General features: G+C 68.2%; 13 protein-coding genes and 1 tRNA gene. 8 read left to right on the top strand and 6 right to left on the bottom strand.

The window, feature by feature from the left end:
• Positions 1–52 precede the first annotated feature (52 nt).
• Positions 53–1,105: a magnesium transporter CorA family protein gene (locus ACQ5DX_RS02040; RefSeq protein WP_430331033.1), complete on the bottom strand. Its 1,053-nt coding sequence runs from the start codon at positions 1,103–1,105 to the stop codon at positions 53–55.
• Between the two features lie 226 nt (positions 1,106–1,331).
• Between ACQ5DX_RS02040 and ACQ5DX_RS02035 the strand changes: the two genes are divergently transcribed.
• Positions 1,332–2,801, top strand: a complete 1,470-nt coding sequence (locus ACQ5DX_RS02035; protein WP_430331032.1) for an alkaline phosphatase PhoX — start codon at positions 1,332–1,334, stop codon at positions 2,799–2,801.
• An 85-nt stretch (positions 2,802–2,886) separates the two neighbouring features.
• On the opposite strand, the gene ACQ5DX_RS02030 is transcribed toward ACQ5DX_RS02035, so the two are convergent.
• From ACQ5DX_RS02030 to ACQ5DX_RS02015, 4 genes are all read right to left on the bottom strand, one after another.
• The gene (locus ACQ5DX_RS02030; protein ID WP_430331031.1) at positions 2,887–3,348 is read right to left on the bottom strand and encodes an AraC family transcriptional regulator; all 462 of its coding nucleotides are present in this window, start codon (positions 3,346–3,348) and stop codon (positions 2,887–2,889) included.
• A 283-nt stretch (positions 3,349–3,631) separates the two neighbouring features.
• Positions 3,632–3,704: transfer RNA gene (locus tag ACQ5DX_RS02025), tRNA-Lys, on the bottom strand.
• Between the two features lie 362 nt (positions 3,705–4,066).
• On the bottom strand, positions 4,067–4,609 hold the full coding sequence (locus ACQ5DX_RS02020; protein WP_430335517.1) for a hypothetical protein: 543 nt from the start codon (positions 4,607–4,609) through the stop codon (positions 4,067–4,069).
• Positions 4,610–4,662: 53 nt separating this feature from the next.
• Complete coding sequence (locus tag ACQ5DX_RS02015; protein WP_430331030.1) at positions 4,663–5,055, bottom strand: MmcQ/YjbR family DNA-binding protein; 393 nt, start codon at positions 5,053–5,055, stop codon at positions 4,663–4,665.
• 81 nt (positions 5,056–5,136) lie between these two features.
• Between ACQ5DX_RS02015 and ACQ5DX_RS02010 the strand changes: the two genes are divergently transcribed.
• On the top strand, positions 5,137–5,718 hold the full coding sequence (locus ACQ5DX_RS02010; protein ID WP_430331029.1) for a hypothetical protein: 582 nt from the start codon (positions 5,137–5,139) through the stop codon (positions 5,716–5,718).
• Here the strand turns inward: ACQ5DX_RS02010 and ACQ5DX_RS02005 are convergent.
• Positions 5,638–6,903 carry an MFS transporter gene (locus ACQ5DX_RS02005; RefSeq protein ID WP_430331028.1) on the bottom strand — a complete coding sequence of 422 codons (1,266 nt, stop codon included), beginning with the start codon at positions 6,901–6,903 and terminating at the stop codon, positions 5,638–5,640. The genes ACQ5DX_RS02010 and ACQ5DX_RS02005 overlap by 81 nt on opposite strands.
• A 143-nt stretch (positions 6,904–7,046) precedes the next feature.
• On the opposite strand from ACQ5DX_RS02005, the gene ACQ5DX_RS02000 reads away from it, so the two are divergent.
• The 6 genes from ACQ5DX_RS02000 (at position 7,047) to phoU (ending at position 14,263) form a co-directional block, all read left to right on the top strand.
• The gene (locus tag ACQ5DX_RS02000; protein ID WP_430331027.1) at positions 7,047–7,964 is read left to right on the top strand and encodes a LysR family transcriptional regulator; all 918 of its coding nucleotides are present in this window, start codon (positions 7,047–7,049) and stop codon (positions 7,962–7,964) included.
• Positions 7,965–8,159: 195 nt separating this feature from the next.
• Positions 8,160–9,113 carry an acyl-ACP desaturase gene (locus tag ACQ5DX_RS01995; protein WP_430331026.1) on the top strand — a complete coding sequence of 318 codons (954 nt, stop codon included), beginning with the start codon at positions 8,160–8,162 and terminating at the stop codon, positions 9,111–9,113.
• A gap of 97 nt (positions 9,114–9,210) precedes the next feature.
• The gene (gene dusB, locus ACQ5DX_RS01990; RefSeq protein ID WP_430331025.1) at positions 9,211–10,353 is read left to right on the top strand and encodes a tRNA dihydrouridine synthase DusB; all 1,143 of its coding nucleotides are present in this window, start codon (positions 9,211–9,213) and stop codon (positions 10,351–10,353) included.
• 158 nt (positions 10,354–10,511) lie between these two features.
• A complete protein-coding gene (locus tag ACQ5DX_RS01985) occupies positions 10,512–11,372 on the top strand; it encodes a DUF5996 family protein (RefSeq protein ID WP_430335516.1) in 861 nt (286 codons plus the stop codon).
• A gap of 137 nt (positions 11,373–11,509) precedes the next feature.
• Positions 11,510–13,498, top strand: a complete 1,989-nt coding sequence (locus ACQ5DX_RS01980) for an LCP family protein (RefSeq protein WP_430331024.1) — start codon at positions 11,510–11,512, stop codon at positions 13,496–13,498.
• 75 nt (positions 13,499–13,573) lie between these two features.
• The gene (phoU, locus tag ACQ5DX_RS01975; protein WP_430331023.1) at positions 13,574–14,263 is read left to right on the top strand and encodes a phosphate signaling complex protein PhoU; all 690 of its coding nucleotides are present in this window, start codon (positions 13,574–13,576) and stop codon (positions 14,261–14,263) included.
• Positions 14,264–14,275: the final 12 nt, after the last annotated feature.

The raw sequence follows: 14,275 nt of genomic DNA, 5'->3' as shown, positions 1-14,275 counted from the left end.
GGTGTGCTGCAGGGGGTGCGCACCCGAGCCCTACGCGTTCTCCACTGGGCCGTCACAGCCAGCCGCGACGTTTGAAGCTCACCCACAGGCCCGACGCGAGCCCCACGAGCATCACCGCGCTGAGCCAGAAGCCCCACGGCTCGTCGTAGCCCGGAAAAGGGATGTTCTGCCCGAAGTACCCCGTGACGCCCGTCGGGATGGCGATGATGGCGGCCCAGGCGGTGAGCTTCTTCATGATCTCGTTCAGCGAATTGCCCTGCATGGCCAGACTCGTCGACAGGATCGACTCGATCGTGTCCCGCAGTCCGTCGATCCGCTCCGTCGCCCGGAGCGCGTGATCGTAGACGTCCTGGTAGTACGGCACGATCTCGTCGTACGCCGCGTGTGAACCCGGCCGGAGCAGCGCGCTGAGCGCCTCGTTCATCGGCAGCACCACGCGCGACAGCTTCACCACGTCCTTGCGCAGCGCGAAGCTCTGCAGCTGGATCTCCCGGGTCGGCCCGGTTCCCTCCAACAGCTCGTCCTCCACCGACTGGATCCGGTCGTCGAGATCGTCGAGCACCTCGAAGTAGCCGTCCACGAGCTGGTCCAGCAGCGCATGGAGGAGGAACCCGACGCCGCGCTTGGTGAGGGCACCGATGTCGTCCCATGCCTCGAGGAGCGGCGCGAGCGGGAACCCGTCGTCCGATCGGATCGTGATCAGGACCCGGTCGAGGATGAACACGGCCACCCGGGTCGACGCGAGCGATCCGGTCCGGTCATCGACCCGGACGGCGCGGGCATGCAACAGGCTGTGGTCGCGGTAACGCACCAGCCGCGGTCGCTGGCTCCCCGCGGCGGCATTCTCGATCGCCAGCGGGTGCAGTTCCACCTCGCCGTCGGCGAGCGGGACGAGCGTCCTCAGATCGGCCGCCGTGGGAGCCAGCAGGTCCACCCAGAACAGCGTGTCGGGCTCGCCGCGGTGTTTCGCGAGTTCGGTCAACGGCAGATCGGACGCGACGAGAACCCCGTCCCGATAGAGCCGGCTGTGGTGTGCACAACCCACCTGCACGTCCCGGCCCGGCCGCTCGACGTCGTCGCCTTCCTGCTGCATCGTGTCACTCACGCCTTCGATGATGGCCCACATCGGCCGCGGCGGCTCGGAGCGCCGAAGGTAGTCGCGTTCCGGGGACGAGTTCCAAGATCCCCGGGGCGATTTCCAGCGCCAGATCTCGGTCCCGCACAAACGAATTCCCACCCGATTCACCGGTAGGCCATCCAGCGGCAGACTGGTGTTGCGGTTTCCGTCCTAGCCTCCTCGCGTCCTTGCTCACCAACGGAGGTACCGCACAGTGACCACGTCACCGCTCAATCGCCGCACGTTCCTCGGACGCACCGCCCTGACCGGAATCGGGCTGACCCTCGCAGGCAGTGTCGGCACCCTGTTCCGTCCCGCACTCGCGGGCGCCGCACCCGGCACGGCGGTCGGCTACGGCCCCCTGGTCCCCGACCCCAACGGGATCCTCGCCCTCCCCAAGGGCTTCTCCTACACGATCGTCTCCCGTTCGGGTGAGACGCTGCTCGACGGCGGAGTCCCGTTCCCGAGCGACCCGGACGCGAACGGTGTGTTCGCGAACGGGAACGGCACCACGATCGTCACCAACCACGAGATCGGCAGCAACGAGCCGTTCGGTGTCCCGGCCGTCGACGGCCTCACCTACGACCCGGGTGCGCGCGGCGGCACCACCACGACCACGATCGACCCGAATGGGGCACGCCGGGGCCAGTACGTCAGCGTCGCCGGCACCGTGAACAACTGCGCCGGCGGAATCACCCCGTGGGGCACCTGGCTCACCTGCGAGGAGACCGAGGCCCGCGCCGGATCGAACGGCTTCACCCTCCCCCACGGCTACGTCTTCGAGGTCGACCCCGCCGGCCAGGCCGCGAACGTCGGCAAGAGCCCGATTCCGCTGAAGTTCCTCGGCCGGTACGCGCACGAGGCGGTTGCAGTCGACCCGTCGACGAGCGCCGTCTACCTCACCGAGGACGCCGGGAGCCCCAACGGCCTGTACTACCGGTGGACACCGCCGCAGGGGTTCAAGGGCGGCCCCGGCGCGTTCCACGCGCTCGCACAGTCGCCCGGCGGGGACACCGCCGGCACCCTGCAGGCGATGAAGTGCTTTCTCGACGGCACTCACGTGCCGGACCTGGCTCAGGCGACCGCACCGGGCGTCCGCTACACCGTTCAGTGGGTCGACGTCCCCGACCGCGACGCGAAGACCACCTCGGTTCGCAAGCAGTTCACGGGTGACCAGGTCACCCGCAGCCGCAAGCTCGAGGGGCAGTGGTGGGGCGACGGTGGCGTGTACTTCGTCGCCAGCTTCGCCCGAACCAGCGACGGCAGCGTCGCCGAACACGACGGGCAGGTGTGGTTCTACGACCCGGCCACCCAGACCATCGAACTGAAGACCCTGTTCGGTGTGAACCCGGATCCGTCCGTCGACACCGGCAACTACGACGGGCCCGACAACATCACGGTGTCGCCGCACGGCGGCCTGATCCTCGCCGAGGACGGCGATGGCATCAGCCACTTGATCGGTGTGACCGAGAACGGTGAGCCGTTCTCCGTCGCACGGAACGAGTTGAACGAGAGCGAGTTCTGCGGTCCGGCCTTCAGCCACGACGGCCGGACGCTCTACGCCAACATCCAGACCCCGGGCATCACCGTCGCGATCCGGGGGCCGTGGCGACGGTCGACGGGCTCGTCCGCCGGCTCGTCCGGCTTCTCCTTCGGTTCGGCGAGCCTGCCCTTCGGCTCCTAGGCAAGGAACCGACGGCCCCTCCACTGCCGACGCACGCCCCGGTCATCGTTCGGATGGCTGGGGCGTGCGCGTGGAAGAAAGAAACTCACGGAGCGATCCGGTGCTCACGGAGCGGCACCCAAATTTGACACAGGTGACGTTGCAGAAGTTCGGGCGTGTACATTTCGAATATCGGTTGCGCACCCAATTCGAGCCCGCGGGACTCGATTTCCCCGAAAATGCCGGACCATGCCGCACTCACGCCCTCCGCTGTATGCGGCACATCGAAAACAGCGTGGGGTCCACCCTGGAGCGTCCCCGCCTGCACCCCACCGTCGAGTTCGACGTCGTCACCCACGACGATCCCGGCGTCGTAGCGGCACTCGTCAGGGGGCACCGCCGACGGGTCGTCGCGGGGAATCCCGCACAGAATTGCCCCTTCGGCGAGTAGCCCTCGAGCCGACGCCCACCTCTTTATCTCCGATACGGCTTGCGCGTTGCGGCTCCCGAAAGGACCGGTTACGCGCACATAGGCAATACGATAGGTCGAACTGTTCTCGATTGTCACGCGCATTCAATTCCCCATTCAACCATTCCACGATCTCGGCGAGCGACGAAACTATCATCAATTAAATTGAAGTTGAACTTTCAAAACTCGCTTACAAACCGCGGGTACGGAAACTGCATCGCCGACACGGACGTACGGGCCCGCAGGTCGCTCGACATCGACCTGCCCGACGCCGAGCTGGGTCCCGGCGAATGGATGGGCGAGATGGGGCAGAAACGACCGACGGCCCGCTCCAACGAATGGAACGGGCCGTCGACCAGCGGCGGAATCAACCGCCTGCACGTGCCCCCAGTAGGGCTCGAACCTACGACCTGCGGATTAAAAGTCCGTAGCTCTACCAACTGAGCTATAGGGGCGTGCGGGCAGCAGTCTAGTGGGATCGACACGATCGTGGAAACTGCGACCCCGACAACACCGGTCGCGGACGAGGATTCGGCTGGACGGAGCGTCCGCCCCGGCGGCGCACCGGCGTGGGGTGTGAGTCACGCCGGTGCGCCGACCGTCTCCCTCCCCGAAAGGGGCGGCAACGCTGTCGGACGCCCCGCCTCCAGACTGACGGGGCGTCCAGCGAAACCGTCGACAGCACCCGGAGCCGACAGCCGGCCTCCGCGCAACGGAGGCATGAACAGATCACCACAACGCAACTGCGCGCGGAAGGGTTCGGCGCGAGAACAGGATCAAGGACCCACGAACAAGGGACGAACGGCCCACGCGCCGGTCAGAGTTCGGGCGCGGGTGACTCCCCCGGCCCCTGCGGTTCGCGCTGATGCAGATTGTTGCGAAGGCGGGTTACCTCCTCGCCGCGCTTGCGGTACTTCCGCTGGAGGTAGACGGCGGCGATGAACACGAGCACACCGATGATTGCGCCCCACAGCGACGCCCCGCGGAAGCCGGGCGCGTCGACGTCCATCGTGCGCTCCCCCGCGTGCGCCGCGCTGCTGCCGCCGAGCACCACCGACAGCGTCAGCAGGTTCGGAATCGCGACGAGCAGTCCGAGGACCAGACTTCCGATCACCCAGACCTTGGCGTGCTTGCGCGTACGCGACCGCCACGCAAAGTAGAACAGCAGCAACGGAACCACGGTGCACACCAGCCCGTACAGCAGGCCCCACGTGATGCCGCGCGAGAAACTGCCCGAGGACAACGAACCGACCCGTTGCGACCACCAACGCGGCAGGAACGCTGCGAGCACGAAGTACGCGACGACGAGCGCCACGAGGATCACGCCCGCCCAGATCGCCTTCTTCGCCCAGGCCGGCATTCCCGCCTTCTGCGCGGTGGATGCGTTCTGCGGTGCCGGCGTCGAGGTATCGCTCAAGGTCGTCCTCCCGTCGTGGACGCGCCGTCCTCGGCGAGAACGAGACGCGCGAGTGTCTTCGGCGCGATCAACGTGTACGAGGTCCGCACCCACTCCCGCAATTGTTCCCACCATTCGTCGGTTCTGTCCTGTGGAACGGCGACCGACACCCATCCGTGTCGTCCCAGCCCGTAACCGACCGGTTGGGCGCCCGGTTCGGTCGCGACGACGGCCGCGGCCTCGTCCTTGGTCAGCTTGAAGGACAGACTGGTTGCGTCGGCGTCGGAGAACACGAAGTTCTTGCCGCGCACCCGAAAGCTGGGATGCCCGCCCCATTCCTCGATGTCGACGCGCTGTGCCTCCGGTAGTTCGCCGACGATTCGCTCGAGTCGACTCATGTTGGCCACCATGGCGCGATTGTGTGCACCTGCCGTCCACGGCCGCAAGGCTTTCGGACGGCCGCGGGTGAAGATCGATGTTTGAATTGCCCGATGACCCGGACGGCCGCACCCACCAACAGTCGCACTCGAGGGATCACCGCGATCATCGAAGGGTTCTTCGCGGCGGGGTGGTTCGGCTGGGGCACGGCCGACGCGCCGCAGTCACTCGTGCCGCTCCTGTCGGTCGGACAGATCGTCGCGGTACTCGTCGTCCTCGGCGGCATCGTGACCGTCGTCCGGAGCCGGGGCCAGCGCACCCCGATGGCCGACCCGGCCGTGCGCGGACGCTACAACATGATCGTGTTCGCCGAATTCGCGATCCTGGGGGCGGGTGCCCTGACCCTGTCGGTTGCCGGACTGTCGGACTGGACCGCCGTGTGGATCTGCGCCGGCGTCGGACTGCACTTCGTGCCGCTCGCGAGGCTGTTCACCGATCTGTGGCTGGTGCCGCTTGCGGCCGCGGTCACCACCGTTGCGGGTGTAGCACTGATCGTCGGGCTCACCACGGACACAGCCCCGAGCACCGTCACCGGCGTGGGTGCGGGGCTGTGCCTACTGCTCGCGGCGGTCGCGAGCCTCGTCGGTGCGGACCGGAGTCCGGATTCGATTGCGGGACTGGCCGAACAGCCATGACGCCGACACCAGCGCGACGGACAGCAGGACTCCGATGAACGCGACCGTGGCGGGCCATCCGCCGGAGGCGTAGGCGACGCCGGCGGATGCGCCCGCGACACTCGACCCGAGGTAGTACGCGAACAGATACATCGACGACGCCTCGGCCCGGTGCTCGGTCGCGAGCCGGCCGACCCAGCCGCTGGCGACGGAGTGGGCCGCGAAGAACCCCCCGGTGAACAGCAGCATGCCGAGCAGCACCAGCGCCAGCACGGACGACAGCGTGATCGCCAACCCGAGCGCCATCGTCACGACGGCGCCGAGCAGCACCACCGGGCGACCGACGCGGTCGGCGGCGGACCCCGCGGCGGCCGACGTGTACGTGCCGGCGAGGTACATCAGGAAGACCAGGCCCACCAGCGCCTCGGGGAGCGAGAACGGGGCGTCGAGAAGCCGGAAGCCGAGAAAGTTGTAGGCCGAGACGAATCCGCCCATCAGCAGGAACCCCAACCCGAAGAGGATCGCGAGCGCCGGGTTGCGCAGGTGCCCGACGAGGTTCGCGCCGACGATGCGCGGATGCACCCGTTGCGGCCGGAAGTGGCGCGACGGCGGAAGCGTGCGGGTCATCACCACCGCCAGCACCAGCGCCAGCACCGACGCGGCCTCCATCGCCCAGCGCCACGAGGCGACGTCGAGGACCGCCGACGGGACGAGCCTGCCGACCAGTCCACCGATCGTGGTGCCCGCGATGTAACGACCCATCGCGGATCCGAGGTCGCGGGAGTGGATCTCCTCGGCGAGATACGCCATCGCGACGGCCGGGATGCCGGCGAGCGCGACGCCTTGCAGCGCCCTGCCGACCAGCAGCACGCCGATGTTCGGGCTCAGCGGCAGCAGGACCCCGAGCACGCTCGACACCGCCGCGGACGTCACCATCACGCGGGTGCGCCCGAACCGCTCGGACAGCACACTCGCCGGGATGATCGCGATCGCCACCAGACCGGTCGTCACCGACACCGCGAGCGCGGCGACCGCTGGCGCCACTCCGAAACTCTCGGTGAGCGCCGGCAGCAGGGCCTGCGCCGAGTACATGGAGACGAACGTCGTGAGCCCGGCGGCGAACAACGCGACGGTGATGGCGCGGTACCCGCGCGAACCCCGGGTGATCCGGGTGTCGAGCGCGTCTGTCGCCGAAATCACCGACATCCTGCCCCGCTCCCCGACCATTCGATTCCTCGCACTACCGCAGTGCCTTCTCTGCTCCTCGACCCATCTTCGCGATCAGCTCCACACAAAGGAAATGCATTTCTGCACAGCTGTTGATGCATCCTGTGCATAAGCTTGTCCCTGTGGAATTGATCGACGGCCTGCGCTGGTTCATCGCGCTCGCCGAGACCGAGCAGGTCACCGCCGCGTCGGAGATGCTGCGCATCTCCCAGCCGACGCTGTCGCGCCGGCTGGCCCGGCTCGAGCGCGACCTGGGCGTCGAGCTGTTCGACCGGCATGGTCGGCGCCTGGAACTCAACGACCGGGGCCGGGTGCTCCTCGAGCACGCGCGACGCGCGTCGGCCGAACTGTCGGCCGCGCAGCGGGAGATCGCGGCGTTCGACAGCCCCGATCGCGGGACCGTGCGGCTCAGCTTCCTGCACTCCTTCGGGACGTGGCTGATCCCGCGCGTCCTGCGCGCCTATCGGGAGCAGCGGCCGCGGGTGACGTTCACGCTGTACCAGGACGCCGCGCAGGCGCTCGTCGATCGCGTCGTCGACGGCCGCGACGACCTCGCCTTCGTCTCACCGCGTCCACGCACCCCGCTGGTCCGCTGGGCGCCGATCACGCACCAGCGACTGGCCCTGGCCGTCCCGACCGGACACCACCTCGGCGCCGCGTCGTCGCTCGATCTCGCCGCCGCGGCGGACGATTCGTTCATCGTCATGCACGAGGACTACGGGATGCGTCGGATCTTCGACGAGTTGTGCGCCGAGGCGGGCTTCGTACCGAACGTGGTCTTCGAGTCCAGCGAATTGGCGACCATCGGCGGCTTGGTGTCCGCGTCGCTGGGTGTCGCCGTGATGCCGTGGCAGGAACCGCACGCCTGGCCCGACGGCGTGACGCTCGTCCCGCTGCGCGGCGCCGGGCGCGACATCGGCCTGGTGTGGGCGAGCGGCCGGGCACTGCCGGCGGCCGCGGAGCGGTTCCTGAAATTCACAACCGATTCACAGCCGGACGAAGCCGGAGAAACGACTCCCCCGGAGGTCACCGAGGTGTAACGTCCGCCACACTCGGCGCGGTGCACATCACAGCGGACGAGTCCGCGGACAGCGGGGACGGGGGCCGCCCGGCTACATCGTCGGTCGAAGCCTCCTGTCGACCCACAAACCTACGGTAGCGTAGGTTTGCAGCACATCCTGAAGAGCACGTCCAACGTCTTTCAGCGTCACCGACTTTCATGGAGGCAGAAACCGATGTCGAGGGATCTCACTCAGCTCGAGCTGCTGCAGGAGCTGCAGCCTGTTGCCGAAGAGAACGTCAACCGGCATCTCTCCATGGCCAAGGCTTGGCATCCGCACGATTACGTTCCGTGGGACGAGGGCCGGAACTTCGCCGCGATGGGTGGAGAGGACTGGGATCCCGAGCAGTCGCGGCTCGACGACGTCGCGAAGGCCGCGATGATCACCAACCTCCTCACCGAGGACAACCTGCCGTCGTACCACCGCGAGATCGCCGAGAACTTCTCCCAGGACGGCGCGTGGGGCACGTGGGTCGGTCGCTGGACCGCCGAGGAGAACCGCCACGGCATCGTGATGCGCGACTACCTGGTCGTCACCCGCGGCGTCGACCCGGTGGAACTCGAGAACGCGCGCATGATCCACATGACGAACGGCTACGCCGCTCCCGGTGGCCCGCACTCGGGCCTGCTCACGTCGGTCGCGTACGTCACCTTCCAGGAACTCGCGACCCGCGTCTCGCACCGCAACACCGGCAAGGCCTGCAAGGACCCGGTCGCCGACCGGATGCTCCAGCGCATCGCCGCCGACGAGAACCTGCACATGATCTTCTACCGCAACATCTGCGGTGCGGGGATGGACCTGGCACCCGACCAGACCCTGCGCGCCGTCACCGATGTGATCAAGAACTTCCAGATGCCGGGCGCGGGCATGCCGAACTTCCGTCGCAACGGCGTCCTGATGGCCAAGCACGGCATCTACGACCTGCGCCAGCACCTCGACGAGGTCGTGATGCCCGTGCTGCGGAAGTGGAACGTCTTCGACCGCACCGACTTCACCGCACGCGGCGAGGACATCCGCGAGGAACTCGCCGCCTTCATCGAAGACCTCGGGCAGCAGGCCACCAGGTTCGAGGAGATGCGCGACCGCTCCCTCGCGCGCGAGGCCGCGCGGGCCGAGAAGGCCTCCTGACGGGTCACGACCTGCCGCGAGGCGGCTATCCTGTGCCCGGTACCGGATTCGGTACCGGGCACAGTCTTTTCTCCCGAAGCATTATCCCGAGGTCTTCATGTCACCCCTTCGCATCGGTTCGCTCGAACTGGGCAGCCCCGTCGTGCTGGCCCCCATGGCGGGCATCACGAACGTCGCGTTCCGCACCCTGTGCCGCGAACTCGAGCTCGAACGCGCCGGCAGCACCTCCGGCCTGTACGTGTGCGAGATGGTGACTGCCCGCGCGCTCGTCGAGCGGCATCCGGTGACGATGCACATGACGACGTTCGGCCCCACCGAGACGCCGCGCTCGCTGCAGCTGTACACGGTGGACCCGGAGGTCACGTACGCCGCGGCGAAGATGATCGTCGACGAGGACCTCGCCGACCACATCGACATGAACTTCGGCTGTCCGGTCCCGAAGGTCACCCGCAAGGGCGGCGGATCCGCCCTGCCGTACAAGCGTCGGCTGTTCGGGCAGATCGTCGCCGCCGCGGTGAAGGCGACCGAGGGCACGGACATCCCGGTCACCGTGAAGATGCGGATCGGCATCGACGCCGAGCACCACACCCACCTCGACGCCGGGCGCATCGCCGCGGCCGAGGGTGCCGCCGCGGTCGCGCTGCACGGCCGCACCGCCGCCCAGCGCTACTCGGGCACCGCGGACTGGTCCGAGATCGCCCGGCTCAAGGAGCACGTCACCGACGTCCCGGTGCTCGGCAACGGCGACATCTTCGCCGCCGAGGACGCCGAGAAGATGATGTCCGAGACCGGCTGCGACGGCGTCGTCGTCGGACGTGGTTGCCTGGGCCGGCCGTGGCTGTTCGCCGAGCTCAGCGCCGCCCTCAACGGCACCGAGATGCCGGTCCCACCGAATCTCGGCGAGGTCGCCGCGATCATGATGCGGCACGGGCGTCTGCTCGCCGACCACCACGGCGAGGACAAGGGCATGCGGGAGATGCGCAAGCACATCGCCTGGTACATGCGGGGCTTCCCGGCCGGTTCCGAACTGCGCAACGGCATGGCGCGGGTGTCGTCACTGGCCGAACTCGAGGACCTGCTCGGACAGCTCGACCCGACGGTGCCCTTCCCCAAGGACGCGGAGGGTCCGCGCGGCCGCCAGGGCTCGCCCGGCACCGTCGCGCTGCCCGACGGCTGGCTCGACGACCCCGAGGACACCCTCGTCCCGGCGGGCGCCGACATCATGCATTCCGGCGGATAGCCCCGGCCGACCCCGCCCCACGCCTAGACTCCGAAAAAGCCTGCAATTCCTCGAGGATTCTTCCGGAGGGAGACGTCGTGGCCGCCTCACCAGCCGATTCGGACGCCTGGCCCGCGCTGCGGGTCGCTGATTGGGAACCCACTCGCGACACCCTGCACATGTGGTCGCAGGTCGTCGGGAAGGTGCGACTGGCCCATTCGCCCCTGGTGAACCACTGGTGGCAGGTGCCGTTCTACGTGAGCGCGCGCGGGCTGACGACGTCGGCGATCCCGTATCGCACGCGTGTCTTCGACATCGAGTTCGACCTGTCGGGCCACCAGCTGGCGATCCGCGACAGCAACGGCGCCCATCGTGAGTTCCCGCTCGAGCCGATGCCGGTAGCCGACTTCCACGCGCGGGTGATGCAGTCGCTCGACGAACTCGGCATCGAGACGCGCATCCAGCCGACACCCAACGAGGTCCCCACCGCGATCCCGTTCGCCGAGGACACCGTCCACGCGTCGTACGACCCGTCGGCGGCGAGCCTGTTCTGGAAGCAGCTCATTCAGGCCGACCGCGGCCTGCACAGCTTCCGGTCCCAATTCCTCGGCAAGGTCAGCCCGGTCCACTTCTTCTGGGGTTCGTTCGACCTGGCATGCACGCGCTTCTCGGGGCGGCAGGCACCGAAACACCCGGGCGGCGCCCCCAACTGCGGCGACTGGGTGATGGTCGAGGGCTACTCGCACGAGCTGTCGAGTTGCGGGTTCTGGCCGGGAGGCGGCGAGGAGGGCGCGTTCTACGCGTACGCATACCCCGAGCCGGACGGCTTCTCCAGCCATCCCGTCGAGCCCGAGCAGGCGTTCTACAGCCCCGAGTTCAGGCAGTTCCTGCTCCCCTACGAGGCGGTCCGCACCGCTGCCGACCCGGACGCGACCCTGCAGCGCTTCCTGCAGTCCACGTACGAGGCCGCGGCCGACAACGCGCACTGGGACCGCGCGGCGCTCGAGTGCGATCCGCAGCGGTGGCGTACTTCACGGTGACACCGGACACGTCTCCCTGAAGTGCGACAACACTTCTCCTCCGCGCGGACTGATGCCGCCAGGGGCATCGATCAGTATCATTGCGACGTCGTCGAGCGACGGTACTTGTTTGGAGGCGGAGAGGTCAGGGCGAATCGGTGGGTGATGAGCACAATCCCGGTCACTCCGCGCCGGACGGTCGAGCGCCCTGGGAACGCCCCCTAGCCGATCGCCGATACCGCGAGGAGCAGGCCCGACGTGGCCGCCACGAATCCGACCCCGACGCGTTCGACACCGCCGACACCCCCGATTCCACCGGTCGCCGCGCTCTCCCCGACGAGCCCAGTGAGCGCCTGTCCGTCGCCGAACTGATGCAGAAGATGGGCAGGCCCGTCCCGCCCGCCGTCGAGAACCACGCCCACCCGGGCGAGCGCGAGTTCGGATTCGAGCAGGTCGAGGCCACTCCGGACGACCCGGACGCCACCGAGATCATCCCGGTCGTCACCGACGACGGTTACCTCGAGTACGACGAGCACGACGACGGTCCGGGATCCGACGACCCGAGTTGGGTGGAGGACGCGGTGAGCGCGTCTCCGCAGGCCGTGGGCGCCCCCAACCGGTCGCGGCTGGCCGCGAGCAAGGACCGCAAGCGCCGCAAGCTTCTGGTTTTCGGCCGGTCCGCCGTCGCGTTCGTCGCGGTGATGGCGCTGGTCGTGACCGGCGGTGTGTGGGGCTACCTCCGCTCGACGGAGGGCCGCTTCTCACAGATCGCGGCGCTCGACACCAACTCCAGCGACATCATCGATCCCGGTGGCCAGACCGGTGACGAGACGTACCTGATCGTCGGCACCGACACACGTGCCGGTGCAGCCGGTGCGGTCGGCGCGGGCACCGTCGAAGACGCCGAAGGCGCCCGCTCGGACACCGTGATGCTCGTCCACATCCCGGCCGATCGCAGCCGCGTCGTCGCGGTCTCCTTTCCCCGCGATCTCGACGTGGAGCGCCCCCAGTGCCAGGGGTGGGACAACGAGACCGGTAAGTACACCGACGAGACCTATCCCGCAGCGGAAGGCGACAAGCTCAACGCCACCTACGCGCTCGGCGGACCGAAGTGTCTGGTGAAGGTCATCCAGAAGCTGTCGGGCGTGAAGATCCGGCACTTCGTCGGCATGGACTTCGCCGGCTTCGAGAGCATGGTCAACGAGGTGGGCGGGGTCCAGGTGTGTGTCCCGCAGCCGCTGATCGACGGTGAGCTCGGCACGGTTCTCCCTAATGCCGGTACCCAGACCCTCGACGGCCGAACGGCCCTCGACTACGTGCGCGCCCGCCACGTCGAGGCCGAGGGCAACGGCGACTACGGCCGGATCAAGCGACAGCAGCTGTTCCTGTCGGCCCTGCTGCGCGAGGCGATGTCGAGCAAGGTGTTGTTCGACCCGGGCAAGCTCAACGGCTTCATCAATGCCTTCACCAAGTCCACATTCGTCGAGAACATCGACACCAAGTCGCTGCTGACCCTCGGACAGTCGCTCCGCAACGTGGACGCCGGGGCGGTCACGTTCATCACCGTCCCGACGGCCGGCACCAACGACTGGGGCAACGAGATCCCGCGTCTCGACGACATCAAGGACATCTTCACGGCGATCATCGACGACGAGCCGCTGCCGGGCGAGAAGCGGACCGACGACGAGAATACGACGTCGGCGACGCCCACCGTCCGCCCGGAGCCGCGCGAGGTCGCGGTGAGCCCGGAGGAGGTGAGCCTGCAGGTATCCAACGGCTCCGGCGTCTCGGGGCTGGCCGCCACCACCGCCGACCGGTTCGCGGCGTACGGGTTCCAGATCTACAGCGTCGGCAACTACAGCGGCACCAGCAGCAAGACCGTCGTGCGCTTCTCCCCCGGGCTCGAGGCCGAGGCCGCGACCGTGGCGTCGTCGATCCCCGGGGCGGTGCTCGAAGAGGCATCGGGGCTCGGCAACATCGTCGAGGTGGTCCTCGGCAGCGAATTCGACCGCACCCTGACGGCGCCCGCCGCGGCCGGTTCGCCGGTCGACATGGCCGCCGCCCAGATCGCGTCCGACGCCGACGTGGAGTTGCCCGCGGACCTCGCCGTGACCAACGCGACCGACAACCCCTGCGCCCAGCCCTGACCTGCGCCGGGGATTCACCCGGCGTTCACCTGACCGTGGTGACTTGGTTTCCGCCACGCCGTAGGCTGTGACGTCATGCGCGTCGCTTACAACGAACAGATGACCGAGCTCGCGAATATCTTGGGCGAGATGGCAGGCTTGGCCGGTGCGGCCATGGAGAAGGCCACCCAATCGCTCCTGCATGCGGATCTCGGGTTGGCCGAGCAGGTGATCGGCGAGCACGAGAAAATCACCGAGCTCAGCGTCATCTCCGAGGAGCGCGCGTTCGCGCTGCTCGCCCTGCAGGCCCCGGTCGCCGGTGACCTGCGTTCCGTTGTCAGTGGCATCCAGATCGTCTCCGACATCGACCGCATGGGCGCGCTGGCGCTGCATGTCGCCAAGATCACCCGTCGTCGTCACCCCAACCACGTCCTCCCCGAAGAGGTCAACGGCTACTTCGCGGAAATGGGCCGCATCGCCGTCTCGCTCGGCGCCGGCGCCAAGGAAGTCCTCGAAACCCGCGACCCCGAGCGAGCCGCGATGCTCCGCGAGGAGGACGACGCGATGGACGACCTGCACCGGCACCTGTTCAGCGTCCTCATGGACCGGGAGTGGCAGCACGGCGTGGCCGCAGCCGTCGACGTGACCCTGCTGGGCCGCTTCTACGAGCGCTTCGCCGACCACGCCGTCGAGGTCGCGCGCCGAGTCATCTTCCTCGTCACCGGAAAGATGCCCGAGGACCCGCGCAACGACGCCGACGACCTCGCGTCCTACCCCGAGCTGTGAGCCGGTGCCGGG

The sequence above is a fragment of the Rhodococcus sp. ACT016 genome, assembly GCF_050477185.1.
Lineage (GTDB): Bacteria > Actinomycetota > Actinomycetes > Mycobacteriales > Mycobacteriaceae > Prescottella.
This window is presented reverse-complemented; position numbering and strand designations above follow the sequence as displayed.